Source organism: Pseudomonas sp. R1-6 (genome assembly GCF_051132115.1).
In the GTDB taxonomy this organism is placed as follows: domain Bacteria; phylum Pseudomonadota; class Gammaproteobacteria; order Pseudomonadales; family Pseudomonadaceae; genus Aquipseudomonas.
Window position 1 is genome coordinate 3,690,401 of sequence record NZ_CP071662.1, and the last position, 16,898, is coordinate 3,707,298.

General features: G+C 63.9%; 9 protein-coding genes. 8 read left to right on the forward strand and 1 reads right to left on the reverse strand.

From position 1 onward, the window contains the following. The first annotated feature begins 270 nt into the window (after positions 1 to 270). From J3P81_RS16680 to J3P81_RS16690, 3 genes are read left to right on the forward strand one after another with little or no spacing between them, the layout of a single operon-like run. Positions 271 to 1,419, forward strand: a complete 1,149-nt coding sequence (locus tag J3P81_RS16680) for an efflux RND transporter periplasmic adaptor subunit (RefSeq protein WP_434559860.1) — start codon at positions 271 to 273, stop codon at positions 1,417 to 1,419. Next, a complete protein-coding gene (locus J3P81_RS16685) occupies positions 1,420 to 3,381 on the forward strand; it encodes a MacB family efflux pump subunit (protein ID WP_434559862.1) in 1,962 nt (653 codons plus the stop codon). It abuts the gene before it with no gap. Between the two features lie 10 nt (positions 3,382 to 3,391). After that, on the forward strand, positions 3,392 to 4,792 hold the full coding sequence (locus tag J3P81_RS16690; protein ID WP_434559864.1) for an efflux transporter outer membrane subunit: 1,401 nt from the start codon (positions 3,392 to 3,394) through the stop codon (positions 4,790 to 4,792). A 194-nt stretch (positions 4,793 to 4,986) separates the two neighbouring features. Here the strand turns inward: J3P81_RS16690 and pvdP are convergent, their stop codons facing one another. Beyond that, positions 4,987 to 6,603 carry a pyoverdine maturation tyrosinase PvdP gene (gene pvdP / locus J3P81_RS16695; RefSeq protein WP_434559866.1) on the reverse strand — a complete coding sequence of 539 codons (1,617 nt, stop codon included), beginning with the start codon at positions 6,601 to 6,603 and terminating at the stop codon, positions 4,987 to 4,989. A 256-nt stretch (positions 6,604 to 6,859) separates the two neighbouring features. On the opposite strand from pvdP, the gene pvdM reads away from it, so the two are divergent. The 5 genes from pvdM to J3P81_RS16720 all read left to right on the forward strand — a co-directional run bounded on the left by pvdM (position 6,860) and on the right by J3P81_RS16720 (position 16,508). Next, entirely contained in the window at positions 6,860 to 8,230 is a 1,371-nt protein-coding gene (pvdM, locus tag J3P81_RS16700) for a pyoverdine-tailoring dipeptidase-like protein PvdM (RefSeq protein ID WP_434559868.1), read from the forward strand. Continuing rightward, positions 8,227 to 9,507 (forward strand): pyoverdine-tailoring periplasmic protein PvdN, encoded by a 1,281-nt coding sequence (gene pvdN, locus J3P81_RS16705; protein WP_434559870.1) that lies wholly within the window; start codon positions 8,227 to 8,229, stop codon positions 9,505 to 9,507. Before pvdM ends, pvdN begins: the two co-directional genes overlap by 4 nt. Positions 9,508 to 9,527: 20 nt before the next feature. Further along, positions 9,528 to 10,403 carry a formylglycine-generating enzyme family protein gene (locus J3P81_RS16710; protein WP_434559872.1) on the forward strand — a complete coding sequence of 292 codons (876 nt, stop codon included), beginning with the start codon at positions 9,528 to 9,530 and terminating at the stop codon, positions 10,401 to 10,403. Positions 10,404 to 10,679: 276 nt separating this feature from the next. Then, complete coding sequence (locus tag J3P81_RS16715; RefSeq protein ID WP_434559874.1) at positions 10,680 to 12,338, forward strand: cyclic peptide export ABC transporter; 1,659 nt, start codon at positions 10,680 to 10,682, stop codon at positions 12,336 to 12,338. A 39-nt stretch (positions 12,339 to 12,377) separates the two neighbouring features. Further along, on the forward strand, positions 12,378 to 16,508 hold the full coding sequence (locus J3P81_RS16720) for an amino acid adenylation domain-containing protein (RefSeq protein ID WP_434559876.1): 4,131 nt from the start codon (positions 12,378 to 12,380) through the stop codon (positions 16,506 to 16,508). The last annotated feature ends 390 nt before the right edge of the window (positions 16,509 to 16,898 follow it).

The following is a 16,898-nucleotide window of genomic DNA, read 5'->3' on the forward strand; positions in this document are numbered from 1 at the left end:
ATCGGAACCTGCATTTGTGGCGAGGGAGCTTGCTCCCGCTGGCCTGAGCAGCAGGCCCAGGGCAGGCGACACATTTCAGGAGAGAACTCAGGTTTTGGGGCCGCTTCGCGGCCCAGCGGGAGCAAGCTCCCTCGCCACGGGGTGGGTGTCGTTCAAGCGCTACCATGGGTTCCCCTCGTTAAATTCCCGCCCACAACGCTCGTTTACCAGAACAGCCACCCGTCCCGGCCTTCCGTGCGATGGGCCCGATATCACCGGCCGGAACCCCGCATGAAACGTCCCCGCCCTACCCGACGCGCCTGGCTTCTCACCTTCGCCCTGCTTCCGGCCGTGGCTTTCGCTGCGTGGCAAGTGGTTGTGCCGGACCGCGTGCCGCTCGACACCGTCCCGGTCACCCGTGGCGACATCGAAAACAGCGTAACGGCCCTGGGCACCTTGCAGCCCCGGCGCTACGTGGACGTCGGCGCCCAGGCGTCCGGGCAGATCCAGAAGATCCACGTCGAAGCCGGCGACGAAGTGACTAAAGGCCAGCTACTGGTGGAAATCGACCCCTCCACGCAAAAAGCCAGGCTCGACGCCGGGCGATTTTCCATCGAGAACCTCAAGGCCCAGCTTCAGGAACAGCGCGCCCAGCACGACCTGGCGCAGCAGAAATTCCGTCGCCAGCAACAGCTCAAGGCCGGCGGCGCCACCCGCGAAGAAGATGTGCAGACCGCCCAGGCCGAGGTGCGCGCGACCCAGGCGCGCATCGACATGTTTCAGGCCCAGATCCGCCAGGCCCAGGCCAGCCTGCGCAGCGACGAGGCGGAACTGGGCTATACGCGCATTTATGCGCCCATGGGCGGCACCGTGGTCGCGGTCGGCGCGCGGGAAGGTCAGACCCTCAACGCCCAGCAGCAGACGCCGTTGATCCTGCGCATCGCCCGGTTGTCGCCGATGACGGTCTGGGCCGAAGTCTCGGAAGCCGACATCGGCCATGTCAAGCCGGGCATGACCGCGTACTTCACCACCCTGGCCGGCGGCAGTCGCCGCTGGAGCAGCACCGTTCGCCAGATCCTCCCCGTGCCGCCGCGCCCATTGGAAGCCAGCCAGGGCGGCAGCCCCACCGGCGGCCGCAGCGGCAGCGAGCGGGTGGTGCTTTATACCGTGCTACTCGACGTGGACAACGCCGACCGCGCCTTGATGGCCGACATGACCGCACAAGTGTTTTTTGTCGCCGCCCAGGCCAAGGACGTGCTGACCGTGCCCATCGCCGCCTTGCAAGAGGCCGACCAGGTACGCGTGCTCGCCGACAATGGTGATGTCCAGCCGCGCACCGTCCGTACGGGCGTCAGCGATCGCCTGCGCACCCAGGTCCTCGACGGCTTGAGCGAAGGCGAGCGCGTGCTGATCGGCCCATCCAGCGCAAGCGGAGGCTGAGTGGACACGCCCCTGATCGAACTGCGGGACATTCGCAAGGCCTATGGCGGCGGCGACAGCCCCCGGGTGGAAGTGCTGCGCGGCATCGACTTGTCCATTCATGCCGGTGAGTTCCTGGCGATTGTCGGGGCGTCCGGCTCCGGCAAATCGACCTTGATGAACATCCTCGGCTGCCTCGACCGTCCTACCAGTGGCGAGTACCGCTTCGCCGGCGAAGACGTCGCCGGCCTGGGCAGCGACGAACTGGCCTGGCTGCGGCGCGAAGCATTTGGCTTCGTGTTCCAGGGCTACCATTTGATTGCTTCCGGCACCGCCCAGGAAAACGTCGAGATGCCGGCAATCTATGCCGGCACCTCCGCCGCCGAGCGCCACGCCCGGGCCAGCGCACTGCTCGACCGCCTCGGCCTGGCCAGCCGCACCGGCAACCGCCCCCATCAACTCTCCGGCGGGCAGCAGCAACGAGTGTCGATTGCCCGGGCCTTGATGAACGGCGGCCACATCATCCTCGCCGACGAGCCCACCGGCGCCCTCGACAGCCAGAGCGGGATTGAGGTGATGGCGTTGCTCGACGAACTGGCGAGCCAGGGGCACGTGGTGATCCTGATCACCCACGACCGTGAAGTGGCGGCCCGGGCCAAGCGCATCATCGAGATCCGCGACGGTTTGATCATCAGCGACAGCGCTACCGCCGCACCGCAGGCCAATCCGAACGCCTTGCACGCCGTGGACCTGCGCCAACGCCTGAGTGCCGGCAGCGAACACAACGGCGCCTGGAAAGGCGAGCTGGTGGACGCGGTGCAGGCCGCATGGCGGGTGATGTGGATCAATCGCTTTCGCACCGCCCTGACCCTACTCGGCATCGTCATCGGCGTGGCCTCGGTGGTGGTCATGCTCGCCGTGGGCGAAGGCAGCAAGCGCCAGGTCATGGCCCAGATGGGCGCCTTCGGCTCGAACATCATCTACCTCAACGGCACGGCCCCCAACCCGCGCGCCGCCAAGGGCATCATCAGCGAACAGGACATTGCCGCCCTCGCTGCCCTGCCCGAAGTGCAACGCATCATGCCGGTCAACGGCAAGAACGCCAGCGTGCGGTTCGGCAACCTCGACCACACCAGCTACGTGGGCGGCAACGACACCCACTTCCCGATCATCTTCAATTGGCCCGTGGCCGAGGGCGCCTACTTTAGCGACGCCGATGAACGAGGCGCCGCGGCAGTGGCGGTGATCGGCCACAAGGTCCGGCAAAAACTGCTCAAGGACGTCGCCGACCCCATCGGCCGTTACATCCTGATCGAGAACGTGCCGTTCCAGGTGGTCGGCGTACTCGCGGAAAAAGGCGCCAGCTCCGGGGATTCGGATGCCGACAATCGCATCGCCATCCCTTATTCCGCCGCCAGCGTTCGGCTGTTCGGCACCCGTCATCCCGAGTACGTGGTGATCGCCGCCCGGGATGCGGGCAAGGTCAAGGAGGCCGAGCAGGCGGTCTCCCGTACCCTGTCGCGCCTGCACGACGGCAAGCGGGATTTCGAGCTGACCAACAACGCCGCGATGATCCAGGCCGAAGCTCGCACCCAAGGCACGCTGTCTTTGATGCTCGGGGCCATTGCGGCGATCTCTCTGCTGGTGGGTGGCATTGGCGTGATGAACATCATGCTCATGACCGTGCGCGAACGGACCCGGGAGATCGGCATCCGCATGGCCACTGGCGCCCGCCAGCGGGACATCCTGCGCCAGTTTCTCACCGAAGCGGTGATGCTCTCGGTGGTCGGCGGGCTGGCCGGTATCGGCCTGGCCCTGCTGGTGGGCGGCGGCCTGCTGCTGGGCAAGATCGCCGTGGCCTTCGAATGGCTGGCGGTGTTCGGCGCCTTCGGCTGCGCCCTGGTCACCGGCGTCGTCTTCGGTTTCATGCCCGCCCGCAAGGCCGCCCGCCTCGACCCGGTCGCGGCCCTCACCAGTGAATGAACCCCTCCTTATGAAAGCGCACCTGACTCTCCTGGCCGCCAGCCTGATGCTGGTGGCCTGCGCCACGCCGGTGTCGGCACCGGACAGCGGCATCCAACCGCCCGAAGCCTGGCAGAGCCTCGATACGCCCGGTGTCCGAGCGGATAACCAACAATGGTGGACGCAGTTCGGCAGCCCGTCATTGAACCGCTTGATCGAACAGGCGCGCCGGGACAGCCACGACCTGGCCGCCGCGATGGCTCGGGTTCGCCAGGCCCAGGCCAGCGCGGTGATCGCCGGCGCGCCGTTGCTGCCGGAAATCACCGCCGGGCTCAACGGCAATCGCCAGGAATTGCTGCGGGGCCAGGGCTATAGCCAGCTGGACGTGGATCGGGACAACCGCACCATCGATTACTACGACGCCAACCTCAGCGCCACTTATGAGCTGGATTTCTGGGGCGGTAAACGGGCGGCCCGGGACAGTGCGCTGAGCACGTTGTCGGCCAGCCAATCCGACCGCGCGACCGTGGAGCTGACCCTGCTCAGCGGCGTCGCCAACAGCTACACCCAGGCGTTGTCCCTGCGCGAGCAACAGCGCATCGCCGAGTTGAACCTGGGCAACGCCCGCAATGTGCTGGACCTGGTGCAGACTCGCTACGACGCGGGCAGCGCCACGGCCCTGGAACTGTCTCAACAAAAGAGCCTGGTGGCGGCCCAGGAACGCCGCCTGCCGCAAGTGCAGCAACAGGCCCGCGAGGCATTGATCACCCTCGCGGCATTGTTGGGCGAACCGGTGCAATCGCTGCAACTCGACGATGAACCATTCGACGCATTGCGCTGGCCCGCCATCGATGCCGGCGTGCCCAGCGACCTGCTGCTGCGCCGCCCCGACATCGCCGCCGCCGAAGCGCGCCTTGCCGCCGCCCAGGCCGACATCACTGTCGCCCGCGCCGCCATGCTGCCCTCCGCCACCCTCGGCCTGAGCCTGGCCACCGGCGCCGACATCGCCGACCAGTTGCTGCGCAACAACGTCTACAACCTCGGCGCCGGGCTGGCCGCGCCAATCTTCAACAATGGTCGCCTGGAGGCTGAGCGAGCCCGGGCTACCGCGCGCCAGGAAGAACTGCTGGAGGCCTACCGCGCCGCCATCATCAACGGCTTCGCCGACGTCGAAAAAGCCCTGAACGGCATCCACGGCCTGGACCGCCAACGGCAATGGCAAAGCGAAGAACTGCACCAGGCCCAGACTGCCTTCGACATTGCCCAACGCCGCTACCAGGCCGGCGCTGAAGATTTACTCACGGTACTGGAAACCCAACGTACCCTCTTCGCCGCCCAGGACATGAACGTGCAGTTGCGACTGGCGCGGGTGCAGGCGAGCGTGACGTTGTACAAGGCGTTGGGTGGGGGTTGGCGGGTGGAGCCGATCTAAAGCCGAGCACCACCGTGGCGAGGGAGCTTGCTCCCGCTGGGCTGCGCAGCAGCCCCAGAACCAGCCGCCTCAAAACACCTGACCCACAGAGGCGCTCGTCATTGGGGCGCTTCGCAGCCCAGTGGGAGCAAGCTCCCTCGCCACAAAAGCAGTCATTGCACACGGTCCCAGGTTCGGTCGGTTCGAGCCTGGGCTCACACCACCTTGGCCTTGAGATTGCGCGCATACCAAGGCCTCTGCGGTACGCGGCGAAACAGTTGAGCCAGCTTGTCGTCATCACTGCCAAACGTAATACGCAACGCCAACTTCATGGTTTCCGGGTCCATCTCCACCGAGCGCCCGACCTGCAAACCCGGCGTGGTGCTGCAGCCATGGGTGTCCGGGCCGAGCCAGGGGTCGGCGATTTCGACCCAGCGGCCCGGGGCGAACCAGGACACGCCGTTGACTTCGAGCCGGCTCACTTCTCCCGGATGAAAACGTTCGTGGGCGCGAAACCAGTCTTCGAGACGATCGTCGATCCAGCCGTGAAAGGCCCAGAACACCGGGTTTACATGGGAGGAAAACGGATCGCCTAAAAAGTCGTTTTCCGGTTCGAACCAGCGTTGGGCGAAGTCGGCCTGATCACGGGCGAATGGCACCGGATGGCCGTTTGACGGATCTCGCGGCACCGAGGCCCAGCGCATATGCAGCCAGTCATGCAGCCCCAATTCCACTTCCGAACCGAACTGGCCCAGGGTCAGTTTGGATAAATAGCGCGGGTCGCGGTAACGGGATTCCCAGACCTGGAAATTGCTGTGATAGGTCTCGGCGGTCTTGATGTCGCTGACCCATTGGGCGTATTGCTCGTCACCACGGGCGAGCCACGTTGGTGGCAGTGCCGTCCCGTCGACGTTGTCGAAATACCGGGCAAAGCCCAGGCGATCACGCTCCAACTCAGGTTGCGGCAATGGAAAACGTGGCCATGACGGCAACGGCTGGAAAGAACGCGCCGTGCCGAGCATATGCCGGTGCATGAAGAAGAAATCCACGCCCGAGCCGTTGCGATCTTTGCGCGGCCCGCGAGCATCACGTTCGTTGTCCCGCGGCCCGGGTTGCCAGCCGATGCCACGCAGGGCGTCGCGCTTGTCTTCGTCGAGGGTGTGCCATTTGTCTCGCGTGGCATGCCAGAGTTGATGGAACAGCCGGTGCTCGGGCGACACCAGCCAGTCCAGCAACTTCGGGCTCAGCGGCGTACGTTCCCGGGCTTCGGGGAACCGCTGTTTGACGGCGACGAACTGATTGTCGAGCTCCGGCAACGCCAACGGGCGATCCAACCACAACACCCGGCCGCTGAGGGTGGCCGTGCCGGCGTTGCCGAAACCGGCCCAGACTTCGTCCAGGGTCATGATGAATTCGTAGTCTGGCGTGCCATGCCCGGCACCGATCAATCGCCAGCTCAATTGCTTCGGGTCGCTGCCGGCCAGGTCGCCCAGCAGCCGATAACGCGGCTCATCCCCACCGCGCAGCCGTTCGGCGGTGTCGAGGTAACCCACCAGGCCACGGCCCTTGTGGGCGATGTCGAGAAACATCTCCAGATTGTCGCCCGGCAAGCCGTCGAGGCCGGCATCGCGCCCGCTGAAACGGATCGTCCAGATTCCCCGCAACGTGTTCGCCCGCCGCTGTCCGGCGACGTCCGCCACATCGAAGGAAGCTTCGCCGGGTGTGATGGTCGGGTCCGGCCGGGTCAGTTCGCGATGCCCGTAGTACACCGCAGGCACGGCGGCACCGGTCAGCGCCAGGCCTGCCATGAACCATCGTCGAGAAATCGTCATTGCCTTACCTGTATTCGCCCTGGTGGGCTTTATCCAAGCTAGAACGATGGGCGGCCTGACAAATTTATAGAGGCTGTAAGGGCCTCATCGCGAGCAAGCTCGCTCCCACAGGGGATCGCATTCCAAATGTGCGAGCGAGCCTGCTCATGATGGCGGCGCTGAGAACATCTAAATTTCCTGCCCGATCACTCGTTCCCCCCAGATAGCAAAGGCCCCCGCGCCTGTCCTTCCAAGGCGAACCAGACTGAGATCGGCAATGACAACACCACGTTCGAAAAAGGCTCTTTTCACCGGCGTGCCCCTGGCCCTGGCGCTGGTCGTCGGGGCTGGCGTCGCGGCCTGGGACCATTGGTGGCGGGACAACCCCGGCTACTCGGTCAAGGTGATGAAAGAAGCGCGCGAGCTGCACGAACGCCTGCTGTCCTTCGACAGCCACATCACCGTGCCGCTGGATTTCGGCACCGCCGGCAACGAAGCGGACAAGGACGGCGAGGGCCAGTTCGACCTGGTGAAAGCCAATCGCGGCCGCCTCTCCGGCGCCGCGCTGACGATCTTCGGCTGGCCCGAACTGTGGAACGGGCCCAACGCGCCACACAAGCCCACCGCCGGGTTCGTCGAGGAAGCGCGCAACCAGCAAGAGGTGCGCTACAAGATCATCACCGGCATGGTCCGGGACTTCCCCAACCAGGTCGCCATCGCCTACACCCCGGACGATTTCCGGCGCCTGCATGGCGAAGGCAAGTTTGCGATTTTCATCAGCATGCTCAACGCGTATCCCCTGGGCCACGACCTGAACCTGCTGGACCTGTGGACGGCGCGGGGCATGCGTATGTTCGGCTTCAGCTACATCGGCAACAACGACTGGGCCGACTCCTCGCGCCCGCTGCCGTTCTTCAACGACTCGCCCGACGCCCTTGGCGGGCTATCGGACATCGGCAAGCAAGCAGTGACACGTCTGAACGACCTGGGCGTGATCATCGATGTGTCGCAGATGTCGACCCAGGCTTTGGAGCAAGTCGCGCAACTGAGCCGCACGCCGCTGGTGGCGTCCCACTCCGCGCCACGGGCGATGGTGGACATCCCGCGTAACCTCAGCGACAAGGAAATGCAGCTGATCAAAGCCAGCGGCGGCGTGGTGCAGATCGTGGGGTTCTCTCAATACCTGCGCCCGCTGACGCAAAAAACCCAGGGCAAACTTAATGCCCTGCGCGAGCGCTTCGACCTGCCACCGCTGCCCAACCTGGCGATGGCCTTGATGCCCGGCGACCCGATCATCGCCGCGTGGCCGGAACAGAAGTTCGGCGAATACGCCGGCCAGCTCTACGGCATTCTCGAAGAGGAACCCAAGGCCAGCCTCAAGGATTTGGGCGATGCCATCGACTATGCCGTGCGCAAGATCGGCATCGACCACGTCGGCATCAGTTCGGACTTCAACGAAGGTGGCGGCGTGAAAGGCTGGCAGAACGTCAGCGACATCCGCAACGTCACCGCCGAACTGCTGACCCGCGGTTACTCCGAAGCCGACATCGCCAAGCTGTGGGGCGGCAATTTCCTGCGGGTCTGGGATCAGGTGCAGAAAGCCGCCCGCCCTGCCATCGCCTCGGCGCAGAAGGCCGCTCAGCCATGATCGAGCGCCGCGCCTTCCTCAAGCACGCCGGTATTATCGCCGCCGGCCTGCCATTGGCCGCAAACCTGCCTTCGAGTGCCGCGGCCGACTCTCCGCCGCCGCTGTCCCGGGACAAATGGGCGCAGCTGCGCTCGCTGTTCAACCAGGACCCGAACTACCTGCACTTCTCCAATTTCCTGGTCACCACCCACCCGCGCCCGGTGCGCGAGGCCATCGAGCGGCACCGCGCCGCCCTGGATAAAAACCCCGGGCTGTTGATGGACTGGGACTTGGGCGTCACCGAAGCGCGCGAGGAAAACGTGCGGACCTGGGCCGGTCGCTACCTGCAAGCGAACCCGAAGCAGATCGCCCTCACCGGCAGCACCACCGAAGGCCTGGCGATGATTTACGGCGGGGTCCATGTCCGGCCCGACCAGGAAATCCTCACCACCGCCCACGAACACTACGCCACCCACACCATTCTCGATCTGCGCAAGCAACGGGACGGAACACGGGTGCGCAAGATCAAGCTGTTCGAGAACGCCCATGGCGTCAGCGAGGCGCAAATCCTCACGGCCATCGACCGCAACATCCGTCCCGAAACCCGCGTGCTGGGCATGACCTGGGTGCACTCAGGCAGCGGCGTCAAGCTGCCCATCGGCAAGATCGGCGCCCTGGTGGACAAGCACAACCAGGGCCGCAGCGATGAACAGCGCATCGTGTACGTGGTGGACGGCGTGCACGGTTTCGGCGTCGAGGATTTGAGTTTCCCGGCGATGAATTGCGACTTTTTCATCGCCGGCACCCACAAGTGGATGTTCGGCCCACGGGGCACCGGCGTGGTGTGCAGCCGCAGCGAAGAGGTCAGGTACGTCACGCCGATCATCCCGACCTTCTCCGAAGCCACGGCGTTTTCCACCACCATGACCCCGGGCGGCTACCACGCCTTCGAGCATCGCTGGGCGGCGGACGAAGCGTTCAAGCTGCACCTGCAACTGGGCAAGGCCGAGGTGCAGGCGCTTATCCACGCGCTCAACACTTACCTGAAAAAACACCTGCTCGCGTTGCCGCAGATCGAGCTGGTGACGCCGCTGAGCCCAGAACTGTCCGCCGGCTTCACCTTCTTCCGGGTCAAGGATCGCAAGAGCGACGAGATCGCCGCCTACCTGATGCAAAACCGCGTGGTCGCCGATGCCGTGCACCGCGATGCCGGACCGGTGATCCGCACCGCGCCGGGGCTGCTCAACACCGAAGCCGAGATTGATCGCTTCCTGGCGCTGTTGGGCAAAACACTCTGATGACTGATCGAGAGCAATCGATGAACCGCTTTTTATTGAAGACACTCCCGGCGTTGGCCCTCGCCGCCCTGCTGCCCTCCGATGCCGAGGCCTCGCAACCGGGCCATGTGTTTCGCGACTGCAAGAACTGCCCGGAAATGGTCGTGCTGCCCACCGGCACCTTCCAGATGGGCACCCCGGAAGACGAAGTGGGCCGCGAGCCCGACGAAGGCCCGCTGCACCCGGTGACGTTCGCCAAGCCCGTTGCGATCAGCCGTTTCCAGGTGCTCAAAGGTGAATGGTTCGCCTACCTGCGCGATACCGGCTACGTGATGCCCGACGGCGACAAGCGCCCCGGCCGCGCGTGCCGGGCCGGCGTGCCGGACTACCAGGGCAGCGACCCGCGCAAGCAATACACCGACCGGCACCCGGCGGTGTGCATGAACCTCCAAGAGGCTACTGCCTACGTGGCGTGGCTTTCGAAGAAGACCGGTAAGCCGTACCGATTGGTCAGTGAATCCCTGCGCGAATACGCCGCACGTGGTGGCAGCACCGGCCCGTTCCCCTTCCCGTTCGATGAAGGCAAGGACTACAGCATCGCCCAGCACGCCAATACCTATGGCGCCGCCGACGGCTTCAACTTCACAGCGCCGGCGGGCAGCTTCGCGCCCAACGCCTTTGGCGTGTACGACATGCACGGTAACGTCTACGAATGGACCGCCGATTGTTTCAACGAAAACTACACCGATGCGCCGAGCGACGGCAGCGCCGCGCTGATGGGCAACTGCAAGGTGCGACGCATCCGCGGCAACGACTGGGGCGAAGCGCCGGTGTTTTCCCGTTCGGGCAATCGCAATGCGGTGTTTTCCGATGCCCGCGGTGACTGGCTGGGGTTTCGGGTCGCCCGGGATATGTAGCTCAACCGGACCATCTGAAGATCCGCTTTTTGTGGCGAGGGAGCTTGCTCCCGCTGGGCTGCGAAGCGGCCCCTAGATTTTGCGGTCGCTGCGCAACCGAGCGGGAGCAAGCTCCCTCGCCACAATAATGTGTGTCAGGAGACTCTGGTTAAATCCCCTTCCCCTCCAATCGTTCCATAGGTGGGCGCGCCCCAACCGGCGTGCCGCTGTCCTCCAGCCCTTGCGGTGAAAGCCCGCGATGGCCTTTGCCTTTTTTTCAACTAGCAGGGAAACCTCATGAGCCAACCAAAACGCGGGGTGATCGCTGAGCTGTTCATTCTGCTCAAACCCTTCCGGCTGATTGTCGCAGGCTCCATTCTCCTGGGCATGCTGGGTGGCTTGAGCATCACGGCCCTGCTGGCAACCATCAACGGGGCCTTGAACGCCGATACGGGGCCCACCCCCCAAGTGTTGGCGACCTTCGCCGGCCTGTGCGTGGCAGCGCTGCTGACCTCGATCCTGTCGGACATCGGCACCAACCACGTCGGCCAGAACATCATCGCCAGCCTGCGCAAATCCCTCGGCCAGAAAGTCCTGCTGGCGCCCATCGAGCAGATCGAGCGGTTCCGCAGTCATCGGCTGATCCCGATCCTGACCCACGACGTCAACATGGTCAGCAACTTCGCGTTTTCCTTCGCACCGCTGGCGATTGCCTTTACCGTCACCCTCGGTTGCCTGGGCTACCTGGCCTACCTGTCGTTGCCGATGTTTGCGCTGCTGTTGGTGGCGCTGGTGATCGGCACGGTCATCCAGTACGTGGCGCGCGCTCGTGGCATTCGTGGTTTCGAAGCCGCCCGCGAGGCCGAAGACGCCCTGCAAAAGCACTATAGCGCCATCGCCGCGGGCGCCAAGGAGCTGCGCATCCACCGCCCGCGCCGCCAGCGTATGTTCAGCCAGCGCATCGAAGCCACCGCCGAGCAGATCTGCGACACCAACATCCGCGCGGTCAATACTTTCGTGGTCGCCAAGACCTTCGGCTCGATGCTTTTTTTCGTGGTCATCGGCTTGGTCCTGGCCCTGCAATCGCTGTGGCTGGGCACCGACAAAGCGGTGCTCAGCGGTTTCGTGCTGGTGTTGCTGTACATGAAGGGGCCGTTGGAATACCTGGTGATGACGTTGCCGGTGATCAGCCGCGCCAACATCGCCTTCAAGCGCATTGCCGAATTGGCCGAGCAGTTTTCCTCGCCGGAACCGCACCTGCTGCTCAACAACAAAAGCGCCCCCAAGCCGACAATTCAGCGGCTCGAATTGCGTGACGTGCATTACGCCTTCCCCGCGGTCGACGGCACCCAGCCCTTCGCCCTTGGACCGGTCAACCTGACCATCGCCCAGGGCGACATTGTGTTTATCGTCGGTGAGAACGGCGGCGGCAAGACCACGCTGATCAAATTGCTGCTGGGCCTTTATGCGCCCCAGGGCGGTGAAATTCTCCTGGATGGCGAGCCGGTATCGGCGGCGCGACGTGACGATTATCGCCAGCTTTTCACCACCATCTTCGCCGACTATTACTTGTTCGATGAACTGGTGCAGGGCGATCAAAACGTACCCGGGGATGCCAACCGCTACCTGGATCGCCTGGAGATCGCCCATAAAGTCAGCATTCGCGACGGCGCTTTCAGCACCACCGATCTTTCCACCGGGCAGCGCAAGCGCCTGGCCCTGCTCAATGCCTGGCTGGAAGAACGTCCCGTGCTGGTCTTCGACGAATGGGCCGCCGACCAGGACCCGGTGTTCCGGCGCGTGTTCTACACCGAACTGCTGCCGGAGCTGAAGGCCCTGGGCAAAACCATCATCGTCATTTCCCACGACGATCGTTACTTCGACATCGCCGATCAACTGGTGCGAATGCAGGCCGGCCGGGTGGTGAGTGAAAAGGTCCCGGCAGCCTTCGCCTGAGCCTGCCCGACGCCAATGCTGTTTTACCGCGAGAACACCATGAACGAACTGCTAGATGATGATCTGTTGGCGCTGTTGCTCGATGAGGTCGCCGATGACAGGCACGCCCTGGCCAGCCGCGGCAGGCTGGATCGCGCGCCCCTGTCTTTCGCCCAGCAACGCTTGTGGCTGGAGCAGCAGCGGGACCCGACCCGTTCGGCCTACAACCTGCCACGGGCCTTGCGCCTGAGCGGCGAACTGAACGCCGATGCCTTGGAAGACGCCCTGAACCGCGTCATTGACCGACACGACATCCTGCGCACCGCGTTCATTGAAATCGACGGCGCCGCCACTCAGGTAATCGAGCGCAGCGCCTGCCTGACCCTGCATCGCGAAGACCTTGCCGGGCTCGACCAGCCGGCGCTATCGCAGCGCATCGAGCAACACGCCCGGCAACCGTTCGATCTCACCCAGGCACCGCTGATACGGGCCACGTTGCTGAGATTGAGCCGTACCGAACATGTGCTGCTGCTCAACATGCATCACATCGTTTCCGATGCGTGGTCCAATACCATCCTCATGCAGGACATGACCCAGGCGTACCGCCGGGCGGTGCTGGGTGATTCGTCTGCGCTGCCACCGTTACCGATGCAATACGCCGATTACGCGATTCACCAGCGCGGCGACTATCTGCAAAGCGCTGCCCGCCTGCGCAGTGGCGAATACTGGAGCGAGTACCTGGGCCGCGACTTGCCCACCCTGGAGTTGCCCCAGGACTTTCCACGCAACACAAGCCAACAACACAGGGCCGGTCGCGTGCACGTATCGCTGGCGCCGTCGTTGGCGCGAGCACTGGACGCTTTTTGCCAACGCCAGGGGCTCACGCCGTTCGTGGTGGCGCTGGGTGCGTGGCAATTGCTGCTGGCCCGCTACAGCCGCCAGGACGATTTTGCCGTCGGTGTCCCCAACGCCAATCGCAACAGCCATGAAAGCCAGGCGTTGGTGGGATTTTTCGTCAGCAGCCAGGTGTACCGGGCGCGGATCGACTCGAGCCGCAGCGCATTGGATTACCTACGAGCGCTACGCGGCCAATCCCTCGCCGCGCTGGAGCATGCCGATTACCCGCTGGAACTGATCCAGGATCAATTGGGCGCCAACCCGTTGTTCAAGGTCCTGTTCAACTGGCGCACCGGGTCACAGACGACATCGCTGCCAAGCCTGGATCTACTGACGCTGGAGTTCCTCGACACCGGTGAAGGCCAGGCCAAGTTCGATGTGTCACTGGATGTCGACTATTCACAGCAGCAGATACTCGCGACGTTCGAGTACAGCCGTGACCTGTACCGCGCGGACACCATCGAGCGCATGGCCGAGCATTGGCAGAACCTGTTGCGGGGGCTGATCGAGACGCCCGAACGCGCCCTCGGCGAATTGCAATTATTGAGCGCCGAAGAACGGCGGCTGACCCTGGACGACTGGAACCGCCAACCCACCCGGCTGCATAGCGAAGAATGCCTGCATCGCATGATCGAAACCCATGCCGCCAACACAGGTGAGGCGATAGCGCTAACGTTCGACGGGCAGCACATGAGCTATGCCGAGCTTAACCGCCACGCTAACCGATTGGCCCATCGATTGATCGAGCAAGGCGTCGGCCCCGATGTGCTGGTGGGCATCGCCGTGGAGCGGACGCCGCAAATGATCATCGGCCTGCTGGCGATTCTCAAGGCCGGTGGCGCCTACGTGCCGCTGGACCCGGCCTACCCGGCCGACCGACTGACCTACATGATCCAGGACAGCGGCGTCAGGCAGATCCTGACTCAGGCCCATCTGCTTGAATCGCTGGCGTTGCCGGCCGACATCGACTGCCTGCTGCTGGATACGAGCGATGCCGACAACGCCTGGCCTGAGCACAATCCCGATGTGCCAATGGATCCGGACAACCTGGCGTATGTGATCTACACCTCCGGTTCGACCGGCAAGCCCAAAGGCGCGCTGCTCGCGCACCACAACGTCAACCGCCTGTTCCAGGCCACTGAACAGTGGTTCGGTTTCGACCACCGGGACGTGTGGTGCCTGTTTCATTCCTATGCCTTCGATTTTTCCGTGTGGGAGATTTTTGGCGCGCTGCTGCACGGGGGGCGGCTGGTCATCGTGTCCCACGCCGTGAGCCGGTCGCCAGAGGATTTCTACGCCCTGCTCTGCCAGGAAAAAGTCACGGTGCTCAACCAGACGCCTTCGGCGTTCAAGTCGTTGCTGCGAGTTGCATGTAAGCCTGGACAGCCCCTCATCCATCGGTTGCGGCAGGTGATTTTCGGCGGCGAAGCAGTTGATGTGCACAGTCTGCGCCCTTGGTTCGAACGTTTCGGCGATCAGGCGCCACAATTGATCAACATGTATGGCATCACCGAAACCACCGTCCATGTCACCTGGCGACCACTGTCGATGGCGGACTTGCACGGCGAAGCCGCGAGCCCCATCGGCGAGCCCATCGTCGACCTGTCCTGGTATCTGCTCGATGCGCACCTGAACCCGGTGCCCAAGGGGTGCAGCGGTGAGCTGTATATTGGGCGCGCCGGCCTGGCCCGTGGTTATCACCAGCGTGCCGACCTCACCGCCAGCCGTTTCATTCCCGACCCGTTCGACCCATCGCCAGGTGGACGCCTGTACCGCACCGGGGATCTGGCCCGCTACCTCAGCGACGGCAGCATTGAATACATCGGGCGCCTGGATCACCAGGTCAAGATCCGCGGCTTCCGCATTGAACTGGGCGAGATCCAGGCGCGCCTGCAAGTACTGCCGGGCGTGCGCGAGGGCGTGGTGCTGACCCACGACGGCCCGGGCGGCCTGCAACTGATCGCCTACGTCATCCCGACACAACCGGCCACGGCCGAACTGCGGGATAACCTGCTGATCGCGCTCAAGGCGCATCTGCCGGATTACATGGTGCCCAGCCATCTGTTGTTCATCGATCACCTGCCGCTCAACGCCAACGGCAAGCTCGACCGCAAGGCCTTGCCCGAACCCGAGGCCACCCTTCGGCATTCGAACCACGTGGCGCCCCGCACGCAGTTGGAGCAGGCGTTGGCGCAACTCTGGCAGCAGTCCCTCAAAGCCGAGCGCGTGGGTATCAGCGACAGTTTCTTTGAACTGGGCGGGCATTCGATCCTGGCGATCGAGCTGATCGCCAAGCTCAAGGCGAACCTGAACATCACCGTGCGTCTGCAAGAGTTGCTGGCCAACCCGACCATCGCCGAGTTGGCCCTGTTCATCTCACAGAAACACCGTGAACAGACGCAATGCCTCGTTGCCCTGAATAACGCGCCCGCCAGCGCACCGCAGCTGTTTTGCCTGCACCCCAGCGGCGGCATCGTGTTCTGCTACCAACCGCTGGCGCGCAGACTGCAAAACCGGGCGCGCACTGTCGGCGTCATGCACCGCGGCTTCAGCGAACCCCATGCAGGCCCCGAGGCCTGGCAGGAGATGATTGCCGACTACAGCAAGGAAATCATCAGGGCCCAACCTGAAGGTCCGTATTACTTGATGGGCTGGTCCCTCGGCGGCGCGATCGCGTTCGACATCGCGGCGATGCTGGAAAGCCAGGGGCACACGGTTGATTTCCTCGGGTTGGTGGACAGCACGATTCCAGAACACCTGTATCCCTCAGGGCTGCCGCGCCATCGGCATCTGGCGGGTAACGAAAAAGACGATGCGGCCTCCCAGGATCTACTTGAAGCAATTGAATACTTCGACTTGCTGTTCCCTTCGCTGACGGAGCGCACGGCGGCTTATCGACGGGAGCGACCGGACAGTTCGGTCAAGGCGTTCCATGAGTGGGCAGCCGGACAGATCGAGCCTGAGCGAGGCGACTTGCTTTCGATCGTGCAGAGCGTCAAGGAAGAGGTCATGAATGCCCAGGCGTTCTCGGTGCATGATCGGTTGCTGGAGGCATTTGCGGGATTCAATTTCAAGCCTGTGAGGGTTCGACCGAGCTGCTGGTGGACACAGGCGGAGAAAACCCCGCAAGAGCTGGCTTTTTGCGAGGCACTGGTTCGAGAGCATAGCTTGACGGGGGCGTTGCGGTGTTCGGTGCAGTCTCCGCTGGGTCATCGCAGCATGATTTTTGATGAGGGGTTGCTTGGGGAGCTGGTCGAGGTTTTTCTGGCCAGTACGGTAGAGAAGCTTTCTTGAGCAAAAAATGAACCTGTGGCGAGGGAGCTTGCTCCCGCTCGGCTGCGCAGCAGACGCCGCTTTTCAGTTCAGGAACTCTGGGGTCGCTTCGCGGCCCAGCGGGAGCAAGCTCCCTCGCCACGGGGGGCTGCGGTGCTGCGGCTAGCGTGGAGGCTGGGGCAGCTCGATGTCATCCAGTGCCCGATTGGTCAGTCGTGCAACTCCATTCAGAAGTGGAGTTCACCATTTCTGCGACCAAGCAGAGGGTGGCGAACTGTACGCAGGTTGGTCGACCAGGGAATGGAACCCGGCAGGGCCGAAGCCCTCCCACGCACAGTCAGCCATAAGGCAGACAGCCGCTCGCGCGGCTGAAAGTGCGCCATTCTAACCCCGGGCGACCAAACCCGGTCG